The organism is Sphingomonas sp. GlSt437, from assembly GCF_048015635.2.
Classification (GTDB): Bacteria; Pseudomonadota; Alphaproteobacteria; order Sphingomonadales; family Sphingomonadaceae; genus Sphingomonas.
Genome location: NZ_JBPGYA010000001.1, coordinates 37,104 through 54,925 on the forward strand (window position 1 = coordinate 37,104; position 17,822 = coordinate 54,925).

Annotated in this window: 20 protein-coding genes; 12 read left to right on the plus strand and 8 right to left on the minus strand. The window is 65.7% G+C overall.

Translation table 11 applies throughout. From position 1 onward, the window contains the following. The first annotated feature begins 204 nt into the window (after positions 1-204). On the plus strand, positions 205-690 hold the full coding sequence (locus ACLB0R_RS00160) for a hypothetical protein (protein ID WP_416641108.1): 486 nt from the start codon (positions 205-207) through the stop codon (positions 688-690). A 30-nt stretch (positions 691-720) separates the two neighbouring features. Here ACLB0R_RS00160 and ACLB0R_RS00165 read toward each other — a convergent pair whose 3' ends face one another. The 4 genes from ACLB0R_RS00165 to ACLB0R_RS00180 form a co-directional block, all read right to left on the minus strand. Next, entirely contained in the window at positions 721-1,050 is a 330-nt protein-coding gene (locus tag ACLB0R_RS00165) for a PilZ domain-containing protein (RefSeq protein WP_416641110.1), read from the minus strand. 82 nt (positions 1,051-1,132) lie between these two features. After that, a complete protein-coding gene (locus ACLB0R_RS00170) occupies positions 1,133-2,536 on the minus strand; it encodes an NAD(P)H-dependent flavin oxidoreductase (protein WP_416641112.1) in 1,404 nt (467 codons plus the stop codon). 72 nt (positions 2,537-2,608) lie between these two features. Further along, positions 2,609-3,751 (minus strand): glycosyltransferase family 4 protein, encoded by a 1,143-nt coding sequence (locus ACLB0R_RS00175; protein WP_416641114.1) that lies wholly within the window; start codon positions 3,749-3,751, stop codon positions 2,609-2,611. Further along, positions 3,751-4,641: an alpha/beta fold hydrolase gene (locus ACLB0R_RS00180; RefSeq protein ID WP_416641116.1), complete on the minus strand. Its 891-nt coding sequence runs from the start codon at positions 4,639-4,641 to the stop codon at positions 3,751-3,753. The genes ACLB0R_RS00175 and ACLB0R_RS00180 overlap by 1 nt, the downstream gene beginning before the upstream one ends. Positions 4,642-4,678: 37 nt before the next feature. Between ACLB0R_RS00180 and ACLB0R_RS00185 the strand changes: the two genes are divergently transcribed. The 7 genes from ACLB0R_RS00185 (at position 4,679) to ACLB0R_RS00215 (ending at position 11,934) form a co-directional block, all read left to right on the plus strand. Then, a complete protein-coding gene (locus ACLB0R_RS00185) occupies positions 4,679-6,058 on the plus strand; it encodes a protein adenylyltransferase SelO family protein (protein ID WP_416641118.1) in 1,380 nt (459 codons plus the stop codon). A gap of 36 nt (positions 6,059-6,094) precedes the next feature. Beyond that, positions 6,095-7,522, plus strand: a complete 1,428-nt coding sequence (gene astD, locus ACLB0R_RS00190) for a succinylglutamate-semialdehyde dehydrogenase (RefSeq protein ID WP_434953637.1) — start codon at positions 6,095-6,097, stop codon at positions 7,520-7,522. A gap of 259 nt (positions 7,523-7,781) precedes the next feature. Then, on the plus strand, positions 7,782-8,570 hold the full coding sequence (gene cobA / locus ACLB0R_RS00195; RefSeq protein WP_416641122.1) for a uroporphyrinogen-III C-methyltransferase: 789 nt from the start codon (positions 7,782-7,784) through the stop codon (positions 8,568-8,570). After that, positions 8,567-8,863, plus strand: a complete 297-nt coding sequence (locus ACLB0R_RS00200; RefSeq protein WP_416641123.1) for a DUF2849 domain-containing protein — start codon at positions 8,567-8,569, stop codon at positions 8,861-8,863. Before cobA ends, ACLB0R_RS00200 begins: the two co-directional genes overlap by 4 nt. A gap of 134 nt (positions 8,864-8,997) precedes the next feature. Beyond that, entirely contained in the window at positions 8,998-10,635 is a 1,638-nt protein-coding gene (locus ACLB0R_RS00205; protein ID WP_416641125.1) for a nitrite/sulfite reductase, read from the plus strand. A gap of 119 nt (positions 10,636-10,754) precedes the next feature. Further along, the gene (locus ACLB0R_RS00210) at positions 10,755-11,183 is read left to right on the plus strand and encodes a DUF934 domain-containing protein (protein WP_416641126.1); all 429 of its coding nucleotides are present in this window, start codon (positions 10,755-10,757) and stop codon (positions 11,181-11,183) included. After that, positions 11,176-11,934: a phosphoadenylyl-sulfate reductase gene (locus tag ACLB0R_RS00215; protein ID WP_416641128.1), complete on the plus strand. Its 759-nt coding sequence runs from the start codon at positions 11,176-11,178 to the stop codon at positions 11,932-11,934. Before ACLB0R_RS00210 ends, ACLB0R_RS00215 begins: the two co-directional genes overlap by 8 nt. Positions 11,935-12,166: 232 nt before the next feature. Here ACLB0R_RS00215 and ACLB0R_RS00220 read toward each other — a convergent pair whose 3' ends face one another. Then, a complete protein-coding gene (locus ACLB0R_RS00220) occupies positions 12,167-13,669 on the minus strand; it encodes a replicative DNA helicase (protein WP_416641129.1) in 1,503 nt (500 codons plus the stop codon). Positions 13,670-13,799: 130 nt separating this feature from the next. On the opposite strand from ACLB0R_RS00220, the gene ACLB0R_RS00225 reads away from it, so the two are divergent. The 3 genes from ACLB0R_RS00225 to ACLB0R_RS00235 are packed head-to-tail and all read left to right on the plus strand — an operon-like array spanning position 13,800 to position 15,441. Continuing rightward, the gene (locus tag ACLB0R_RS00225; RefSeq protein WP_416641130.1) at positions 13,800-14,282 is read left to right on the plus strand and encodes a UPF0262 family protein; all 483 of its coding nucleotides are present in this window, start codon (positions 13,800-13,802) and stop codon (positions 14,280-14,282) included. An 18-nt stretch (positions 14,283-14,300) separates the two neighbouring features. Next, positions 14,301-14,990 (plus strand): glycoside hydrolase family 25 protein, encoded by a 690-nt coding sequence (locus ACLB0R_RS00230; protein ID WP_416641131.1) that lies wholly within the window; start codon positions 14,301-14,303, stop codon positions 14,988-14,990. Then, positions 14,980-15,441 (plus strand): cytidine deaminase, encoded by a 462-nt coding sequence (locus ACLB0R_RS00235; RefSeq protein WP_416641132.1) that lies wholly within the window; start codon positions 14,980-14,982, stop codon positions 15,439-15,441. Before ACLB0R_RS00230 ends, ACLB0R_RS00235 begins: the two co-directional genes overlap by 11 nt. Here ACLB0R_RS00235 and ACLB0R_RS00240 read toward each other — a convergent pair. Both ACLB0R_RS00240 and ccmA read right to left on the minus strand, forming a co-directional pair. Further along, positions 15,438-16,073, minus strand: coding sequence for a heme exporter protein CcmB (locus ACLB0R_RS00240; RefSeq protein WP_416641133.1), 636 nt, complete (start codon positions 16,071-16,073; stop codon positions 15,438-15,440). The two genes, ACLB0R_RS00235 and ACLB0R_RS00240, sit on opposite strands and share 4 nt — an antisense overlap. Beyond that, on the minus strand, positions 16,070-16,651 hold the full coding sequence (gene ccmA, locus ACLB0R_RS00245; RefSeq protein WP_416641135.1) for a heme ABC exporter ATP-binding protein CcmA: 582 nt from the start codon (positions 16,649-16,651) through the stop codon (positions 16,070-16,072). The genes ACLB0R_RS00240 and ccmA overlap by 4 nt, the downstream gene beginning before the upstream one ends. A 77-nt stretch (positions 16,652-16,728) precedes the next feature. On the opposite strand from ccmA, the gene ACLB0R_RS00250 reads away from it, so the two are divergent. After that, on the plus strand, positions 16,729-17,022 hold the full coding sequence (locus ACLB0R_RS00250) for a 4a-hydroxytetrahydrobiopterin dehydratase (RefSeq protein WP_416641136.1): 294 nt from the start codon (positions 16,729-16,731) through the stop codon (positions 17,020-17,022). Here the strand turns inward: ACLB0R_RS00250 and ACLB0R_RS00255 are convergent. Further along, on the minus strand, positions 17,019-17,810 hold the full coding sequence (locus tag ACLB0R_RS00255) for an SDR family oxidoreductase (RefSeq protein ID WP_416641138.1): 792 nt from the start codon (positions 17,808-17,810) through the stop codon (positions 17,019-17,021). The two genes, ACLB0R_RS00250 and ACLB0R_RS00255, sit on opposite strands and share 4 nt — an antisense overlap. Positions 17,811-17,822: the final 12 nt, after the last annotated feature.

The following is a 17,822-nucleotide window of genomic DNA, read 5'->3' on the forward strand; positions in this document are numbered from 1 at the left end:
CATGCGAGCGCCCGGTCGCAGCAAGGAAATCGAGCGGCGCCGGAGAAGCGAATGAGGGCTGTCCGCACCTACTCATATTGATGAATCCGCGCGCGATTAACCAAGGCCGGTAAGGTCCGATTAGGCGCGCGACCAATAACTGCGCTGCCACGGATCGTAACAATTCTGTCACACGATCGTCGCCCAGTGAGGAGGGCCAACGCGATGAAAAACCGGGAACCACGGCTCGCCGTTCTGCTCCCCGCGCGGATGCGGCTGGGGGTGAATTGGATGGATATTTCGATCCGCAACGTGTCGCCGCACGGGATGATGCTGCACGCGATCGCACCACCGCGCCCGGGTTGTTACATCGAAATCCGCCGGGCGACGATGACGATCATCGCTCGCGCTATTTGGGTGAAAGGCAATTTCTTCGGCATCCGCACGCAGGAGATTATCGATCCGCGCGGCCTTGCCGATGGTCGCTCCTTCGTTGCGCCTGAGACGCTAGCCGGCTGGAACGGTGCCGAGCGCCGCACCATTGCGCGGGCGGGCGTGGAGGAACGCTATCACCATAACCGCCACCGCGCGATGCTGGCTCAATATGCCACTTTTGTCGGAGGTGTCGCCGCAGCCTCGGTCTGGCTGACGATGACGATCGCACCGCTGCTCGCGCATACGAGTAACGCAATCACTTTGGCCATGCGCTGAGCTGGCCGGCGGGCAAGCGCCGGCTCGACGTCAAAGGCCTAGCGTCAGCGCCCGCACCATGCCGCCCGAAATCGGCGTATCGAAGCGGCAGCCGATCATGCCCTTGTCGGCCCAGACGATGGTTGCCGCGATCGGCATGCCGCCCTGGATACTGAGGAATACCCGCTCGTCCGCCTTGGCCTGGCCAGCGCAGGCCAATTTGCAGCCGAAAATCGATACATCTTCCAACCGCGCCTCGATCGCCTTGGCGCGACCGCGCTGTACGGCCGCACGGCGAATGAAGACAGGATGCCGGTCGATGCTGCGCTGTTCGACCAGCGCCGGTTCGGGCCGGCGATATTTGAAGGTGCTGGCACCCATAGGACCCTTCCCCTGCGGGCCACCACCATGCGCGCAAACCGTAAACGACTGATTGAGGGCCGTAACGACGGTGTCGCCCTGATCAATCCCCGGTCAAGATACGATCGACCAGCTGTTTCACCGTGGGCACAAAGCCGTTCGAATAGAAGGGATCGCGCTTGAACTGATAAGCGGCGTGGCCGGCGAACATCAGATTCTGGTCGATATCGCCGCCATGCGCGATGTCCTGCAGCGTTTTCTGGATGCAGAAGCTGCGCGGATCGGCAAGGCGCCCGGTCGAGTTGGTCTCGCTGTCCATCCATGACGAGAAAGCGCATTGGCTGAGGCAGCCCATACAGTCCGACTGATCCTTGCGGATCGTGTGCTTTTCCTCCGCCGTGACAAAAACCAGCGTGTTGTCGGGCGTTTTGAGCGCTTCGGTAAAGCCCTCGCCCACCCATTGGCGCGCGCGCAGCAAGTCGTTGCGCGTCACCCAGAAATTCTTGCCCTTCACGCCCGCATCGAGCTGGTGGGTATGGTCACCCGCCAGCTGAGTAGAGAACGCAATCTGCCGCTCGGTGCGCGCTTCCAGATTGCGCAGGAACGGATTGCGCACCGCGCTCGAATAAAAGCCGGTCGGCGAGAAGCGGTGGAGCAGCACATCGCCTTCGTCGATCTGGGTGAGCTTTTCCTTCCACGCTTCGGGGATCGGGCTTTCCTTGGTGAGCAAGGGCCGCGTGCCGAACTGAAAGGCAATCGCGCCAAGCTCAGGATTGTCGATCCAGTCGTTCCAGTCGCGCAGATACCAGACGCCGCCTGCCATCACGATCGGCACCGAATCGGGGATGCCGCCTTCGCGCATCGTATCGCGCAGCGCCTTGACGCGGGGATAGGGATCCTGGGGGACGCGCGGGTCTTCAGCATTGGACAAGCCGTTATGCCCGCCGGCGAGCCAAGGATCTTCGTAGACCACCGCTGCCAGCCACTCCGCCGCCTTAGAATAAGCGCGCTTCCACAGCGCGCGGAAGGCGCGGGCTGAGCTGATGATCGGCAAATAATTGACTTCGTAGGACGCCGCGATTTCGGAGAGCTTATACGGCATGCCGGCGCCGCAGGTGACGCCCGCGACCATGCCGCGCGTCCGTTCCAGCACGCCGTGGAGCACACGCTGCGCGCCGCCCATTTCCCACAGCACGTTGATATTGATCGCGCCCTTGCCGCCAGCGATGTCCCAGGCGCGGCGGACTTGCTGCACGGCGCCATCGATCGCGTATTGGATCAGTTCCTCATGACGTTCTCGGCGCGTGAGCGCGCTGTAGATTTGCGGGATGATCTTGCCGTCCGCATCATAGCTGTCGGCATTGACGGCCGAGACCGTGCCGATACCGCCCGCAGCAGCCCAGGCGCCAGCCGAGGCGTGATTCGTCGCCGCCACGCCCTTGCCGCCTTCGACCAGCGGCCAGACTTCGCGACCGTTATAATTGATGGGCGTCAGGCCCTTGAACACGTCTGTCCCTTCCGAACTGAAAACCGAGCAATCGTTTATAACGGCAAAATTGTGGCAGGCGAGCCTTAAGCGTCAACCAATGATGCTGGTAAACGCATCAGGCTTGCCGATCGCTGAACCGTAAAGCGCGGCGTAGCGGCGGACCATGGTGGCTTCGTCGTACAATTCCAATGCCTTGGCGTGGTTTGCGGCGCCGATACGGGCGCGGAGTTCGGCGTTTGCGGCCAGCGCCTCGATCGCGTTGCGCAGATCGACCTCGCCGGTGAAATTGACGATGAACGGGCGGTTTTCTTCGGCGACCATGTCCAAGACATCGCCGACGCCGGGCGCCGCGACGGGTAGCCCCGCCGCCATTGCTTCCACCACCGCGATCGGAAATTGCTCGCTGTGCGAGGAGAGCGCGAAAATGTCGAACAGGCCGACATAACGATGCGGATCGGGCAGAAAGCCCGGCATCACCAGCCGATCCGCCAGACCCATCGCGTTGGCGCTTGCCTCGATCGCGGCACGCTCAGGCCCCTCGCCCACAATCACCAGCCGCACCCGCGCCGACACGCCGCCGACCGCGCGCACCAGGCGCGGCAAGTCTTTTACCGGACGCAGCCCTGCGATCGTACCGACCACCACCTCGCTCGCCTTCCTGCGCAAGCCCGGGATCGCCTTGGCAGAGGGGCGCTGCTGATAGCGCTCGACCGGAATGCCGTTGACGATGCGATGGAGCTTGGCCGCCGGCACTTTCCACGTCTCGCGTGCGATCGTCTCCAGCGTCTTGGACGGCACGACGACCGCGTGCGCCGCGCCAAATGCAATGCGGCGATAGACGTTGCGTTCCATCTTCAGCCGGCGCGCTTCGTCGCTGTTGAAGCCGTCTTCATGTTGGATCAGCGGCGGCTGGCCCTTGCCGAACACGCGCCGCGCCATCGCGCCGTCGATCGCCCCCCAATTATAGCTCAGCACCAGATCGAAGCGCTGCATGTAGCGCGCGATCGCTTCATAGCGCGCCACCGACGGCTTGCCGGTCAGCGGTGGCGGATCCTGCGCAATTTCGTAGCGAATGCCGGGCGCAATCGCGTCGCGCGCACTCAGCGCCCCCGGCACGCCGGACACAATGGTGTGGCGCGCCGCATCGCCGAACAGGTTCATCAGCCGGACCGCGCGCGCTTCCTTGCCGCCGAGATCGAAGCTGGAATGGAGATGCAGGATGTGAACGGGCATCAGGCGGGTTGGCGCTCCTCGGCGACGCGCGCGAGCAACCGGTCGATCGCGGCGATGGCCTCGGGCTCGTCGAGTGTCGGCGCGTGGCCCGTATCGGCAATCGTGACGAGCTCGGCCCGGTCGAGCGACGCGATCATCCGGTCCGCCACCCTGGCATCGAGAATGTCCGACAGCGCGCCGCGCACGACAAGCACCGGCACGCCCGTTAGCCGATCGAGCGCGCGCCACATATCGGGGCCCGCCTCGTTGCCCGGCACGCGCAGCGGCTCGGCGATCTTGAGGTCGTAATCGAGGACGATTCGCCCCGTGCTGTTGAGCCGGTAGAGCCGCTTCGCCATCGCGAGCCAGTCGCCGATCGCATAATTGGGGTAAATCGCGGCATTGGCGTCGGCGAGCGCGCGCGCGGCATGCATCCAGGTCGGGTGGTTCGCCGGCTTGCCGACATAAGCGCGCAGCCGCGCCAGCCCGTCGGGATTGATCTCGGGCCCGATATCGTTGAGCACAGCGCCGGCCATCACGCCGCGCCCGGCACCGGCGAGCAGCATCGCGACAATGCCGCCCAGCGACGTGCCGATGGCGACGAAGCGAGTGATGCCGAGCTCGGTCAGCAGCGCTTCCACGTCCTGAACATAGGTGAGCGGCACATAGCTCATCGAGTCCTTGGCATAGCCGCTCTCACCGCGCCCACGGAACTCAGCGACGATCACGCGCCAGCCTGCGCTCGACAGACGATCAGCGAGATTGGCGAAATCGCGGGCGTTGCGGGTCAGCCCCGGCAGGCAGAGGATCGGCGGATGATCGCCCGCGCCGGCGTCCGCCGCCGCATAGTCGCGCGCATGCAGCCGCAAGCCGTCATTCGACCACCAATATCGGTTTTCGTAAGCGGCCATGGTTGCGTCCCTGCGATGCCCGGCCCCATATCGCCGCATGACCGCCGCTCCGCAACCCGCCCGCTATCGTGCTGATCCCGTTATCCTGGAACTGGGTGACGCCTTCTACGATCGCGTCCGCGCCGCCGATTTCCCCGAGACGACGATACGGTTCCGCAATGATCGCGCCGCGGCTGAGGTGGGCCTCGATCTGCTCGACGATACGGCATGGGCGCGCCATTTCGGCCGATTCGAGCCGCTGCCCGACAACCTGACCGAGCCGCTGGCGCTGCGTTACCACGGCCATCAATTCCGCGTGTACAATCCCGATATCGGGGACGGGCGCGGCTTTCTGTTCGCACAGCTGCGCGACGCGCACGACCGGCTGATGGACCTCGGCACCAAGGGATCGGGCCGCACGCCGTGGAGCCGGTTCGGCGACGGCCGGCTGACGCTGAAGGGCGGCGTGCGCGAAGTGCTGGCGACCGAGATGCTTGAAGCGCTGGGCGTCGATACTTCGCGCAGCTTCTCGTTGATCGAGACGGGCGAAGCGCTCGAGCGTAATGACGAGCCCTCCCCAACGCGCTCGGCCGTGCTCGTGCGACTGAGCCATGGCCATATCCGCATCGGCACCTTCCAGCGCCTCGCCTTTATGCGCGATGCCGAGGGGCTGGCCACGCTGACGCGCTACGTCCTGCGCCATTATTTCAACGATGATGGCGCGGGCGACGACGCCCCGCTCCGCCTGCTAAGCCATGTCGTTAATCGCACCGCGCGGCTCGCCGGACAGTTGATGGCGGCGGGGTTCGTCCATGGCGTGCTCAACAGCGATAACATCAACGTCACCGGCGAATGCTTCGATTACGGCCCGTGGCGCTTCACGCCCAATTGGGACCCGGGCTTTGTCGCCGCCTATTTCGACCATAACGGCCTTTATGCATTCGGCCGCCAGCCCGAGGCGATCCATTGGGATGTGATGCAGCTGGCCGGCTCGCTGTTGCCGCTGGCCGAGGAAGCCGCGCTGATCGAACGGCTCGATGCTTTCGGGCCGGCCTATCAGGAGGCCGTGACGCGCGCGATGCTGTGGCGGCTCGGCGTTGTGCCGCGCGGGCTGGACGCCGATCAGGCGCTGATCCAGGCCATCGAGCGCGGCATGCGCGCGACGGGCATCGGCATCGACGACTTCTACTTCCATAGCTTTGGCGGTTTGCTGCCCGCCGAATGGGGCGAAGCGTTCGACGAGGCGCGCGTGCTCCTGGCCAGCTACACGCCACGCGCCAATCGCGATCACGCCTATTGGCGCGACCCTGCCCCCTGTTCGATGCTGATCGACGAGGTCGAAGCAATCTGGTCCGCCATTGCCGAGCGGGACGATTGGGCACCGTTCCACGCCAAGATCGCCGCCGTCCGCCGCATGGGCCACGCGCTGGCGGCTTGACGGCATGCGGTGTGGCAATTCCGGTGCATTTGGGGCATGGCCGCGCGGATGAGCGCGACCGAGCTGATCTCATTCGAACCCGCAACCGGCGCCGAATTATGGCGGGCGCCCACCAGCGATGTCGACGCGGAAGTCGCGGCCGCGCGCGCAAGCTGGGCCGGCTGGGCCGCGCAACCCCTCGCCAACCGCCTCGAAACGCTGCGCCGCTTCGCCAATATGGTTCGCGCCAAACTTGATCCCTTTGCCGATCTCATCGCGCGCGAAACCGGCAAGCCGCTGTGGGAAGCCAAGACCGAGGTCGAGTCGGTCATCGCCAAGGTCAATATCTCGGCAACGGCTTATGCCGAACGCTCCTCGCAGCGCCGGCTCGATGCGCAGATGGGCGATCGCATGGCGCTGCGCCACAAGCCGCACGGGGTGCTGGCCGTGCTGGGGCCGTATAATTTCCCGGCGCATCTGCCCAACGGCCATATTGTGCCGGCGCTGCTCGCGGGCAATGCGGTGGTGTTCAAGCCGTCCGAAAAGACGCCGGCGGTCGGCGCTTATCTCGTCGATTGCCTGCGTGAGGCCGGCGTACCCGAAGGGTGCATCCGCCTCGTCATCGGCGGCCCGGCGGAAGGCAAGGCGCTGGCGGGGCATGCCGATATCGATGGCCTGCTGTTTACGGGATCGGCGCGGACGGGGCTGATCCTCAACCGGCAATTCGCCGACAGACCCGAGAAGATCCTCGCGCTCGAAATGGGCGGCAACAACCCGATTGTGGTGTGGGACACGCCCGACCTTACCGCTGCCGCGACGGTGATCGTGCAATCGGCGTTCACCAGTGCCGGCCAGCGCTGCACCGCCGCGCGACGGCTGATCATCGACGAGACGCTCGCCGAGCCGCTGATCGCCGAACTCAACAAGCTCGTCGGTCGCGTCATCGTCGGCGATCCGCACGCCGACCCCCAGCCCTTCATGGGCCCGGTGATCGACAACGACACCGCCGACCTGCTGCAGGAAAGCTTCCTCGCGCTGATGTCGCATGGCGGCCGGCCGATCCGCCATTTGACGCGACCTGATCCCGACAAGCCCTTCCTGACGCCGGCGCTGATCGACGTGACATCAATCGCCGACCGCCCCGATATCGAGCTGTTCGGGCCGATCCTGCAGATCATCCGGGTGGGCACCTTCGAGGAAGCAATCGCCGAGGCGAACAACACGCGCTATGGCCTGTCCGCTTCGCTGATCAGCCAGAATCCGGCGCTGTACGACCAATTCTGGGCCAATGCGCGCGCGGGCATCGTCAACTGGAACAAGCCGACCAACGGCGCGAGCTCGTCGGCCCCGTTCGGCGGCATCGGCTGGTCAGGCAATCACCGGCCGAGCGCTTATTATGCAGCGGATTATTGTGCGTATCCGGTCGTTTCATCCGAAGCCGAACAGGCGCGGGCCGTGATTAGTGTAGGGTTGCGGGATGGGTGATTTTATCGACCCATTGAAGCCTCTTCCGCTTCCCCGGCGAAGGCCGGGGTCCAGCACATCAGATTTGCGCGCAGGAGCGCGCCCTGCGCTGTCGCGCAGGAATTTATCAGGACTGGGCCCCGGCCTTCGCCGGGGAGGCGGTGAAGAAGGACCGGAGAACCCCGAAAATGACCAGGCCGCGCCTCGCCAAAAGTTTCGCTACCCGCCGCCCAAGCAACCGTCGGTTGCTCCAACACCGCGCCCAACTCATGTGCTGTCCATGACAACCCTGCTCGATCCCGCCGCGCGCGGCCGCGTCATCCTCGTTGGGGCCGGCCCCGGCGATCCCGGCCTACTCACCGTCCGCGCAGTCGAGGCGCTGAGATCGGCGGACATCGTCGTCCATGATGGCCTGATCGACCCGCGCGTGCTCGATCTCGCCCCGCCTGCCGCACACCGCATCTCGGTCGCCAAGCAGCGCGCCCGACACACGCTGCCCCAGGAAGCGATCAACGCGCTGATCATAGCGCATGTGAAAACGGGCGCGATCGTCGTGCGGCTGAAGGGCGGAGATCCGTTCATCTTCGGGCGCGGCGGCGAGGAAGTCGAGGCAGTGCGCGCGGCGGGGTTGCCGGTCGAGGTGATCCCCGGCGTTTCGGCCGCGCTGGGCTGCGCGGCGGAGGCGATGCTGCCGCTCACTCATCGCGATCACAGCTCGGCAGTCAGCTTTGTCGCTGGGCAATGCAAGGGTCTGGCCGATCAGGACTGGGCAGGTCTGGCCGGCCAGGGCCGCACTTTGGTCATCTATATGGGCGTGGCGACCGCTGCCGACATTGCCGACAAGCTGATTCGCGATGGCGTTGCGCCCGACATGCCGGTCGCAGTGCTCGAGCGTGGCACGCTCGCCGGCCATCGCGCGATCAAGACGCTGCTCGCTGATTTGGGGCCGATGGTCGAACGCGAGCGCGTCGGAAGTCCGGCGGTGATCGTCGTCGGAGAGGTCGTCGAATTGTCGGATGCCGAGGATAAGCTCGCCCGCTGGTCGCGGGTCGCGGAGGCGATGCAATGAAGCTGTTGACGGGCAACGATCTTCCCACCGGCGACGTCATCTGGTGGACGGGCGGCGACTGGTCGCGCCATGTCGAGGACGCGGTCGACGTGGGCGACAAGGGCGAAGCGATCGCGCGTGCCGAAGACGGCGCCCGCCGCGTCAACGCGCCTTATGTGATCGATGCCGAGCCGACCGCCAATGGCCCGCGCCCCGCGCACATCAAGGACCGCATCCGCGCGCTCGGCCCTACCGTGCGCCCCGACCTGACACTGAAACCCGCCGATCCTGCCGCGGGGGAGTGGGTGATATGACACCGTTCCGTCACCCCAGCGAAAGCTGGGGTCGCTTTCCCGATAGCGTCTGCTTGCCGCACACGATCCCAGCTAGCGGGTACCCATCAAAGTATTACTTTGATGGGACCCTCCCTGGGATGACGAGGTAGCTCATGTATCAATACGACCAATACGACCAGGCGATCGTCGATGCCCGGGTCGAGGAATTCCGCGATCAGGTAAAGCGCCGCCTCGCCGGCCAGATCACTGAGGACCAGTTCAAGCCGCTGCGGCTGATGAACGGCCTCTATCTCCAGCTTCACGCCTATATGCTGCGCGTCGCCATTCCCTATGGCACGCTTGACGGCCGGCAGATGCGGATGCTGGGCCATATCGCGCGGACTTATGATCGCGGCTATGGCCATTTCACGACGCGGCAAAATATCCAGTATAACTGGATCAAGCTTGCCGACGCGCCCGATATCCTTGCCGATCTCGCCTCGGTCGAGATGCACGCCATCCAGACCAGCGGCAATTGCATCCGCAACATCTCGTCAGACCAGTTCGCCGCCGCCGCCGCTGACGAAGTGACCGATCCGCGCCCCTGGGCCGAGCTGATCCGCCAGTGGAGCACCTTCCACCCCGAATTCAGCTTCCTGCCGCGCAAGTTCAAGATCGCGGTGATCGCGGCGGATGAGGATCGCGCGGCGATGCGGCTGCACGATATCGGCATCCAGATCGTCCGCCGCGAGGCCGATGGCGAGTTGGGCGCGCGGGTGTTCGTCGGCGGCGGCATGGGCCGCACCCCGATGATCGCGCCCGAAATCAAGGATTTCGTCCACGCTGACGATCTGATGAGCTATCTGGAGGCGTGCCTGCGCGTCTACAACCGCCATGGCCGCCGCGACAATATCTACAAGGCGCGGATCAAGATCCTGGTCCACGAGCTTGGCGCCGACGAATATCGCCGCCAGGTGGAGGAAGAGTTCACCGCGGTGAAGGCGCTCGGTATCGACCCGCCGCTCGCCGAACTGGAGCGGATCAAGACGTTCTTTGCGGCGCCGGCGTTCGACGCGGGGGCCGCGGGCGAGACCGACCGCAGCGACCCCGATTTCGCCGTCTGGCTCGACCACAATGTCAAGCCGCACAAACAGCCGGGCTATGCGATCGTCAACATCAGCCTGAAGCCGGTCGGCGGCATCCCCGGCGACGCCTCGGCCGAGCAGATCGACGTGATGGCCGATCTCGCCGAGCGTTATTCGTTCGACGAGCTGCGCGTCACGCACGCCCAGAACATCGTCCTCCCCCATGTCCGCCAGACCGACCTCCACGCGGTGTGGCAGGCGCTGGACGCAGCAGGGCTCGCCTCGGCCAATCTCGACCTGATCAGCGACATCATTGCCTGCCCCGGCCTCGATTATTGCAGCCTCGCCAATGCCCGCTCGATCCCGGTCGCGCAGAAAATCGCGCAGCGCTTCGCCGATCTCGATCGGCAGCGCGAGCTTGGCGAATTGAAGCTCAAGATTTCGGGCTGCATCAACGCCTGCGGCCACCACCATGCCGGGCATATCGGCATTTTGGGCGTCGACCGCAAAGGCACCGAAAATTACCAGCTGCTGCTCGGCGGATCGGGGGCAGAGGACGTGTCGCTCGGCCGCATCACCGGGCCGGGTTTCGACGAGGATGGCATCGTCGACGCGGTCGAGCGGGTGACCGATCTCTATTTGGCCAAGCGCAACGGCGGCGAGCGCTTCATCGACACCTATCGCCGGCTCGGCTTCGAGCCGTTCAAGGAGGCGATCTATGGATAAGGCCATCCTTCGCGCCTCCCCCGTCATCCCAGCGAAAGCTGGGATCGCTGGCCGCTTGGCGCGCCTATATGGCGAAACGATGCCAGCATTCGCTGGCATGACGGATAGGGGCTACCGCCATGGATAATCTCCTCCGCTTCCGCGACGACGAACCGCACGAGGAGCCCGCGGTCACGCTCGATTCGTTCCTCGCCGGCCAGTCGAATGCCACCGCCGTGCGCATCGAGGCGGGCGACGATGCGCGGGCACTGCTGCCGCATCTCGAACAGCTCGCGCTGATCGAAGTGAGCTTTCCGAGCTTCCGAGACGGGCGCGGCTATTCGGCAGCGCGGATTCTGCGCGAGGCGGGTTACCCTGGAGAGTTGCGCGCGGCTGGCGATGTGCTGGTCGATCAGGTCGCCTTCATGCGCCGCTGCGGCTTTGACAGTTTCACGCCCGAGGCACCGATCGATGCCGATGTGCTGGCCGCCTCGCTCGCGCGCTACACCGAGGTTTATCAGCCCGCCGCCGACGCGCGTGTGCCCGTCTGGGCCAAGCGCCATGGCTAGCGCCATTCGCAAGATCGACGTCATCGATACCGCGCCTACCTTCACGGCGGCGGACGCGGCGGACTATGAGGCGCGCTACGCGGGCGTTGCGACCCAGGACATGCTGGCCGAAATGCTCGGCGGCGCGCTCAAAGGGCGCGTTGCGGCGGTGTCATCGTTCGGGTCGGAGTCGGCGGTGCTGCTCCATATGATCGCCACGATCGACAAAAATGTGCCGGTCATCTTCGTCAACACGCAGAAGATTTTCGGCGAGACTTTGGCCTATCGCGATGAGCTCGCCGAGCGGCTCGGCTTTACCGATCTGCGCGTCTATCGCCCCGATCCGCTGCTGCTCGCCGCGCGCGACGCGACCGGCCTGCGCTGGTCCTACGATCCCGATGGTTGCTGCGACATCCGCAAGGTGCAGCCGCTGCGCCGCGCGCTCGCGCCGTTCGACGCGTGGATTTCGGGGCGCAAGGCGTTCCAGGGCAAGGCGCGCACCGCGCTGCCGCGCTTCGAGGAAGATGAAGGCCGGTTGAAGCTCAACCCGCTCGCCGATTGGGACAAGGCGCGGCTCGACGCCTATTTCGCCGAGCACGAGCTGCCGCGCCACCCTCTGGAAGCCAATGGCTATCCCTCGATCGGCTGCGTGCCCTGCACCAGCAAGGTCGCCCCCGGCGAAGACCCACGCGCCGGCCGCTGGCGGGGATGGGACAAGGTGGAGTGCGGCATCCATGTCCCCGCCAAGCCGGGTGAAGAGCCGGTTTTCTAGCGACCGTCGCCCCAGCGGAAGCTGGGGCCACTGGCCGGCAGCCATGGGCTAATACGGCTTCCAATCCCGGCAAGACCGCGATCAAATGAGATCAACTTCGTCACCCCGGCCTTGACCCGGGGTCCCGCTGCCTTGCCTCGCCGAAGAAGAAGCGGGACCCCGGCTCAAGGCCGGGGTGACGGAGAAAACTACCCTATGTCACTATGCGATATAGATGGCGTGACGTTCCATTTCAATAGCTTGGCGCCGGTCCCGCATAATCGCTGAACAGCGTGAATTCGGAATTGAAGTGCATCGTCACCTTGCCGGTCGCGCCGTGGCGCTGCTTGGCGATGACGAGTTCGGCGAGACCATCCACCGCCTGGATGCGCTGCGTCCAATCGGCATGCTTGGCGACCGCTTCGGCCGAGCTGTTGGCGTCGGGCCGGGTCGGCTCCTGCATTGCGAGATAATAATCCTCGCGATAGATAAACCACACCATATCGGCATCCTGCTCGATCGAGCCCGATTCGCGCAGGTCAGAAAGTTGCGGCCTTTTGTCCTCGCGGCTTTCGACCGCGCGGCTGAGCTGCGAGAGCGCCATGACGCAAACGTTCAGGTCCTTGGCCATCGTCTTCAAGCCACGGCTGATTTCGGAAATTTCCTGCACGCGATTGTCGCTGCCGCCGCGCGACGAGCCGCTCAGCAATTGCAGATAGTCGATGATGACGAGGCCGATCTCACCATTATGCCGCCGTTGTAGCCGCCGCATGCGAGTGTGCAGCGCGCTGATCGACAAGCCGGCGGTATCGTCGATGAACAGTGGCAGGTTCTGAAGCTCGATCGAGGATTGCACCAACCGGTTGAACTCGGCCTGGTTGATCTCACCCTTTCTGAGCTTTTCCGACGAAATCCTTGATTGCTCAGCCAAGATACGCGTCGCAATCTGGTCGGCGGACATTTCGAGGTTGAACAGAGCGACTTTGCTGCCAACCGATCGCTCGGGCGCGATGCCGTCGGCCATGTCGCGCTGCCAGCGCGCGGCGGCGTTGAACGCGATGTTGCTGGCGAGCGAGGATTTGCCCATGCCCGGCCGCCCCGCGACGATGACAAGGTCCGACTTGTGCAGGCCGCCAAGCTTTGAATTGAGCGAATCGAACCCCGTCGTCGTCCCCGACAAGCCGCCGCCGGCATTGTGCGCGCGTTCGGCCATCTTGACCGCGAGCGTTGCTGCCTGGCCGAACGTCTTGACCGTGCTTTCGGTGGTGCCATCCGCTGCGACCTTGAACAGCTCTTCCTCGGCAAGCTCGATCTGCTTCCTTGGATTGACTTCCTTGCTGGTATCGACGGCGCGCTCGACCAGCCCGCGCCCAACCGAGACCAACGTCCGCAGCATCGCGAGATCGAGGATCTGCTCGGCAAAATCGCGCGCGCCGATCAGGCCCGCGCCGCTGCCGGTCAACTGCGCGAGATAGGCCGGGCCGCCCAGCGCGCGCATCCCCTCGTCGCCATCGAACATCGGCCGCAGCGTGACCGGGGTGGCGAGCAGGTCCTTCTGGCGCAGCGTGCGGATCGCCGCGAAGATGCGGCCATGCACGGGCTCGAAGAAATGATCGGGGTCGAGCTTGTCGATCAGATCATCGGCCAAACGATTGTCGATCATCATCGCGCCCAGCATCGCTGCTTCCGCCTCGACATTGTGGGGCAGCCGCGGGGCGGGGGACTCGGCTGGGATGATAGGGGTTACGCTCGCCATCCGCCCGTCTTTTCAGAGGCGCCCGCGCTGCTCAAGCCCAATTGGCTGTTGATAGAGCGGATAACTCGGGTCCGCGCTGCGCTAGCGGCTTGCCGCATCCGTGCTGCGCTGCCACAAACGGCAGGAGACCATGGCCGATCACCGCATCATCGACGTCTCGCTCGACGAGCGCACGATCATCTGGCGCAGCGCCGATATCGAGCAGGAGCGGCGCATCGCGATCTTCGACCTGATCGAAGGCAATTATTTCAAGCCGGTGCGCGACTATCCCGATGGCTATGCCGGGCCTTACAAGATCGCGCTCAGCGTCGAGGAAGGGCGGCTGGCGATCGACATCGCGCGCGAGAGCGGTGAGTTGCTCGAGACCTATGTGCTTGGGCTCGGCCGCTTCCGCCGGCCGATCAAGGATTATTTCGCGATCTGCGACAGTTATTATCAGGCGATCCGCAACGCAACGCCGCAGCAGATCGAAACGATCGACATGGCGCGGCGCGGCATCCACAACGAAGCCGCCGAGCTGCTGAGGGAGCGGCTGAACGGCAAGATCGACATCGATTTCGACACCGCGCGGCGGCTGTTCACGCTGATCTGCGTGCTCCACATCAAGGCCTGAGCGGCGATGGCGCCCCCCGTGCCGATCACCCGGCGGCTGCGCCTGGCAGCGGTCGTGCTCGCGGTCCTCGGGCTGGCCGCGCTGATCGGCTGGCAATTCCTGGTGCACTGGCACCCGTCGATGAGCGATTATCGCTTCCAGGGCGTCAGCGTCAGCCAGGCGCAGGGGCCGATCGACTGGGAGCAGGTGCACGAAAGCGGCGCCGATTTCGCTTATGTCCGCGCGACCAACGGCACGCTCGGCCGCGACATCATGTTCGACGATAATTGGCGGGCGGCGTTCGAGGCGGGGCTGAAGCGCGGCGCCTATCTCGATTATTCGCTGTGCGGGCTGGCGGCCGACCAAGCCAATCTGTTCAACACCGTCGTGCCGCAGACGCAGGACCAGTTACCGCCCGCCATCTTCATCGATTTCACCGACGATTGCCCGGCGCGGCCCGAGCGGCAAGTCGTGGTCGGCGAAATCGCGCGGGCGATGGCGGTGATCGAAAACCATCTCGGCCGGCCGGCGATTTTGCAGGTGTCGCCCGCCGTGGAGGCGCGCTACCAGCTCGCCAGCGCCATTCCGCGTCCGCTATGGGAGACGGGCACCTTCTTCCCGCCCGATTATGCCGGGCGGCCGTGGCGGCTGTGGCAAGCCAATGCGCGGCGGCGGGTGCCGGGCATTCAGACAAGTGTCGAATGGAGCGTGGTCGCCAATGGACGATGAAGCAACCGGTCGCGCGCTGATCGCGGCGGCGCGAGAAGCAGCGCGCAATGCCCATGCGCCCTATTCGCGCTTTGCGGTGGGCGCGGCGGTGTTGCTCAGCGACGGATCGGTCATCACCGGCGCCAATGTGGAGAATGCGAGCTACGGCTTGTCGCTGTGCGCCGAGACGGTGGCGATCGCGACGGCGAGCGCGCAAGGGCGGATTGGTGATGTCGTCGCGATCGGCGTGATCGGCGGGGCGATGGATGCCAAGGGGGTTGCGAGTGGGAACACCGTCGTCAATCCGTGCGGGCGCTGCCGGCAAGTGATCAACGAAGCCGCGCAGATGGGCGGAGGCGACATCATCGTGTGGTGCGGCGCCGCCGAGGGCGAGGCGATGAACCGCTACACGATCGGCGATCTGCTGCCGGATGCGTTTGGGCCGGCCGATCTGGGATTGGGCAAGCGCTAGCCGCGCCCGGCGCGGATCGCTGCAGCCGCCACCAAGGGCGCGCCGGCGACAAGCAGCAGGCTGACCGCCCCGAGCAATTTGATCGCGCCCGGCCCGCCATCGGTCGCCCCGGCGCCGAAGATCAGCAGCGGCACCGCGAGCGGCAGCATGACCAGGCCGGCAACCGCGCCCGCGCCGCCCAGCCCCGCGACTAACGCTCCCGTAGCCAAGGCCAGCGCGGCGAGGCCCGGCGTGCCGATCAGCAGCCCGAGCTCGGTCCGCGCCAGCGTGCCGGCATCGATGCCGAGCAGCCCCGCCGCGATCACCGCCGCGAGCATCAGCGGTGGCCCGAAGCTCAGCCAGTGCGCGGCGAGCTTGGCAGCAGCGATCGTCGCAAGGCCCAGGCCCCTGAGTTCGATCTGGTCGATCACGCCGGCATCGATATCGGGCGCGACCAGCCGCTCGACCGGCAACAGCGCCGCAAGCAACGCCGCTGTCCAGATCACCCCCGCGCCGGCGCGCGCGAGCAGCACCCGATCGGACCCGACACCGAACGGAAACAGGATCGCCACCAGCAGGAAGAAAGTGACTGGGAAAATCGCGCCGCCGCCGGTCCAGGCACGGCGCAGATCGCGGAGGATGAGCGTGATCACGGCGTCGCCCCGAGCGCCAGGGTCATCACCTCGCCGAGCGCGATCGGCTGATGCGTCGCGACCACCACCGCGCCGCCGCGCGCACGATGCCGGCCGATGATTTCGCCGAGCCGCTCGACCGACGCGACGTCAAGCCCGCTCGCCGGCTCATCGAGCAGCCAGATCGGCGCCGGCCCGGCGATCAGCGGCACGAGCGCGGCGCGGCGGCGCTGGCCGGTCGAGAGCAACCGCACCGGCACATCGGCGAGGCCCGCCAGCCCGGCTTCCTCCAGCGCCGCCTCGATATCGGCGCGACTGCCCTGGTCGAGCCGCGCCCAGAACAGCAGCGCATCGATGAGCGTTCGCTCCGGATCCAGCGCGTGCGCCTCGCCCAGATAAGCGATCGCAACCTGGCGCCGCACTGCGCCGGCAATCGGCGACAGCAACCCCGACGCCAGCCGCAACAGGCTCGATTTGCCCGCGCCATTCGGTCCCGACACGACCAGCGCGTCGCCGCCGTCGAGCGCGAAGCTGATGCCTTCGAACAGCAACCGCCCGCCGCGCGCGCAGGATACGGCGTCGAACACCAGCCCGCTCACCCTGCCCCCTTTCGCGCTTGCCCCGTCATGCCAACCGCCATAGGCCAGCGCACAAGGGTGCAGCAAGGAGGACGAGGGTGATGATCGAACCGCTCAGCGATGCCGAACGCGCCGACGCGCTCGATGGCCTGCCCGAATGGGATTATGACGAAGCGCGCGACGCGATCACCCGCCGCCTCGTCTTCAAGGATTTCGTCGCGGCGTTCGGCTTCATGACGCAAGTCGCGCTGCTCGCGGAAAAGGCCGATCACCACCCCGAATGGTCGAACGTGTGGAACCGCGTCGACATCCTGCTCACCACCCACGATGCCGGCGGCCTCAGCCATCGCGACATCGAGCTGGCAGCAGCGATCGACGCGCTGGTCGATTAACGCAGCAGCGCGCGGCTGCGCATCTGCTTGCGTAAGCCCCCCGGCATCCAGCGCGCGGCGAACGCCAGGCGCCGCGCGGTTTTGCCGACCGTGGTGTGGAGGCGATCGCCATGCACCGCCTCCCACGCCGCCTTGGCAACATCGTCGACCGGCGTGATTTCCAGCCCGCCCTCGGTCACCGCTTCGCGGACCGAGCGATTGCTGCCCGAGACATTGGCCTTGAGCAGCGGGGTGTCGATGAACGACGGCATCAGCGATCGGACCTTGATGCCGTCAGCCGCCCATTCGCCGTCGAGCGACTCGGTCAGCGCGCGCACGCCGAACTTGGTGACCGCGTAGATGCCGATATTGGGCCCGCCATAGATGCCTGCCGCCGACGCGGTATTGAGCAGGCACGAGCCCGGCGTCGCTTTCAGATAGGGATAGCCGATCTTCGCGCCGTTGATCACGCCCATCAGGTTGATGCCGATGACGCGGTCGATCTCGTCCCAGTCATTGTCCGCGAGCGCGCCGCCGGCAGCGATGCCGGCATTGTTGAACAACACATCGAGCCGGCCGCCGCTCGCCTGGGTAAAGTCAGCGAGCGCCTGCGCCCATTGCTCGCGGTCGCGCACGTCCATCACATAGGTCGTCGCCATGCCGGCGGGCACCAGCGCGGCGGTTTCCGCCAGGCCGGCGGCGTTCACATCGGCAAGACCGACGCGCCAGCCCTGCCTGGCGAAATACTGCGCCACCGCGCGACCGATGCCCGATCCACCCCCGGTGATGAAAATCGCCTTTGCGGTCACTTTTGCTGCCCC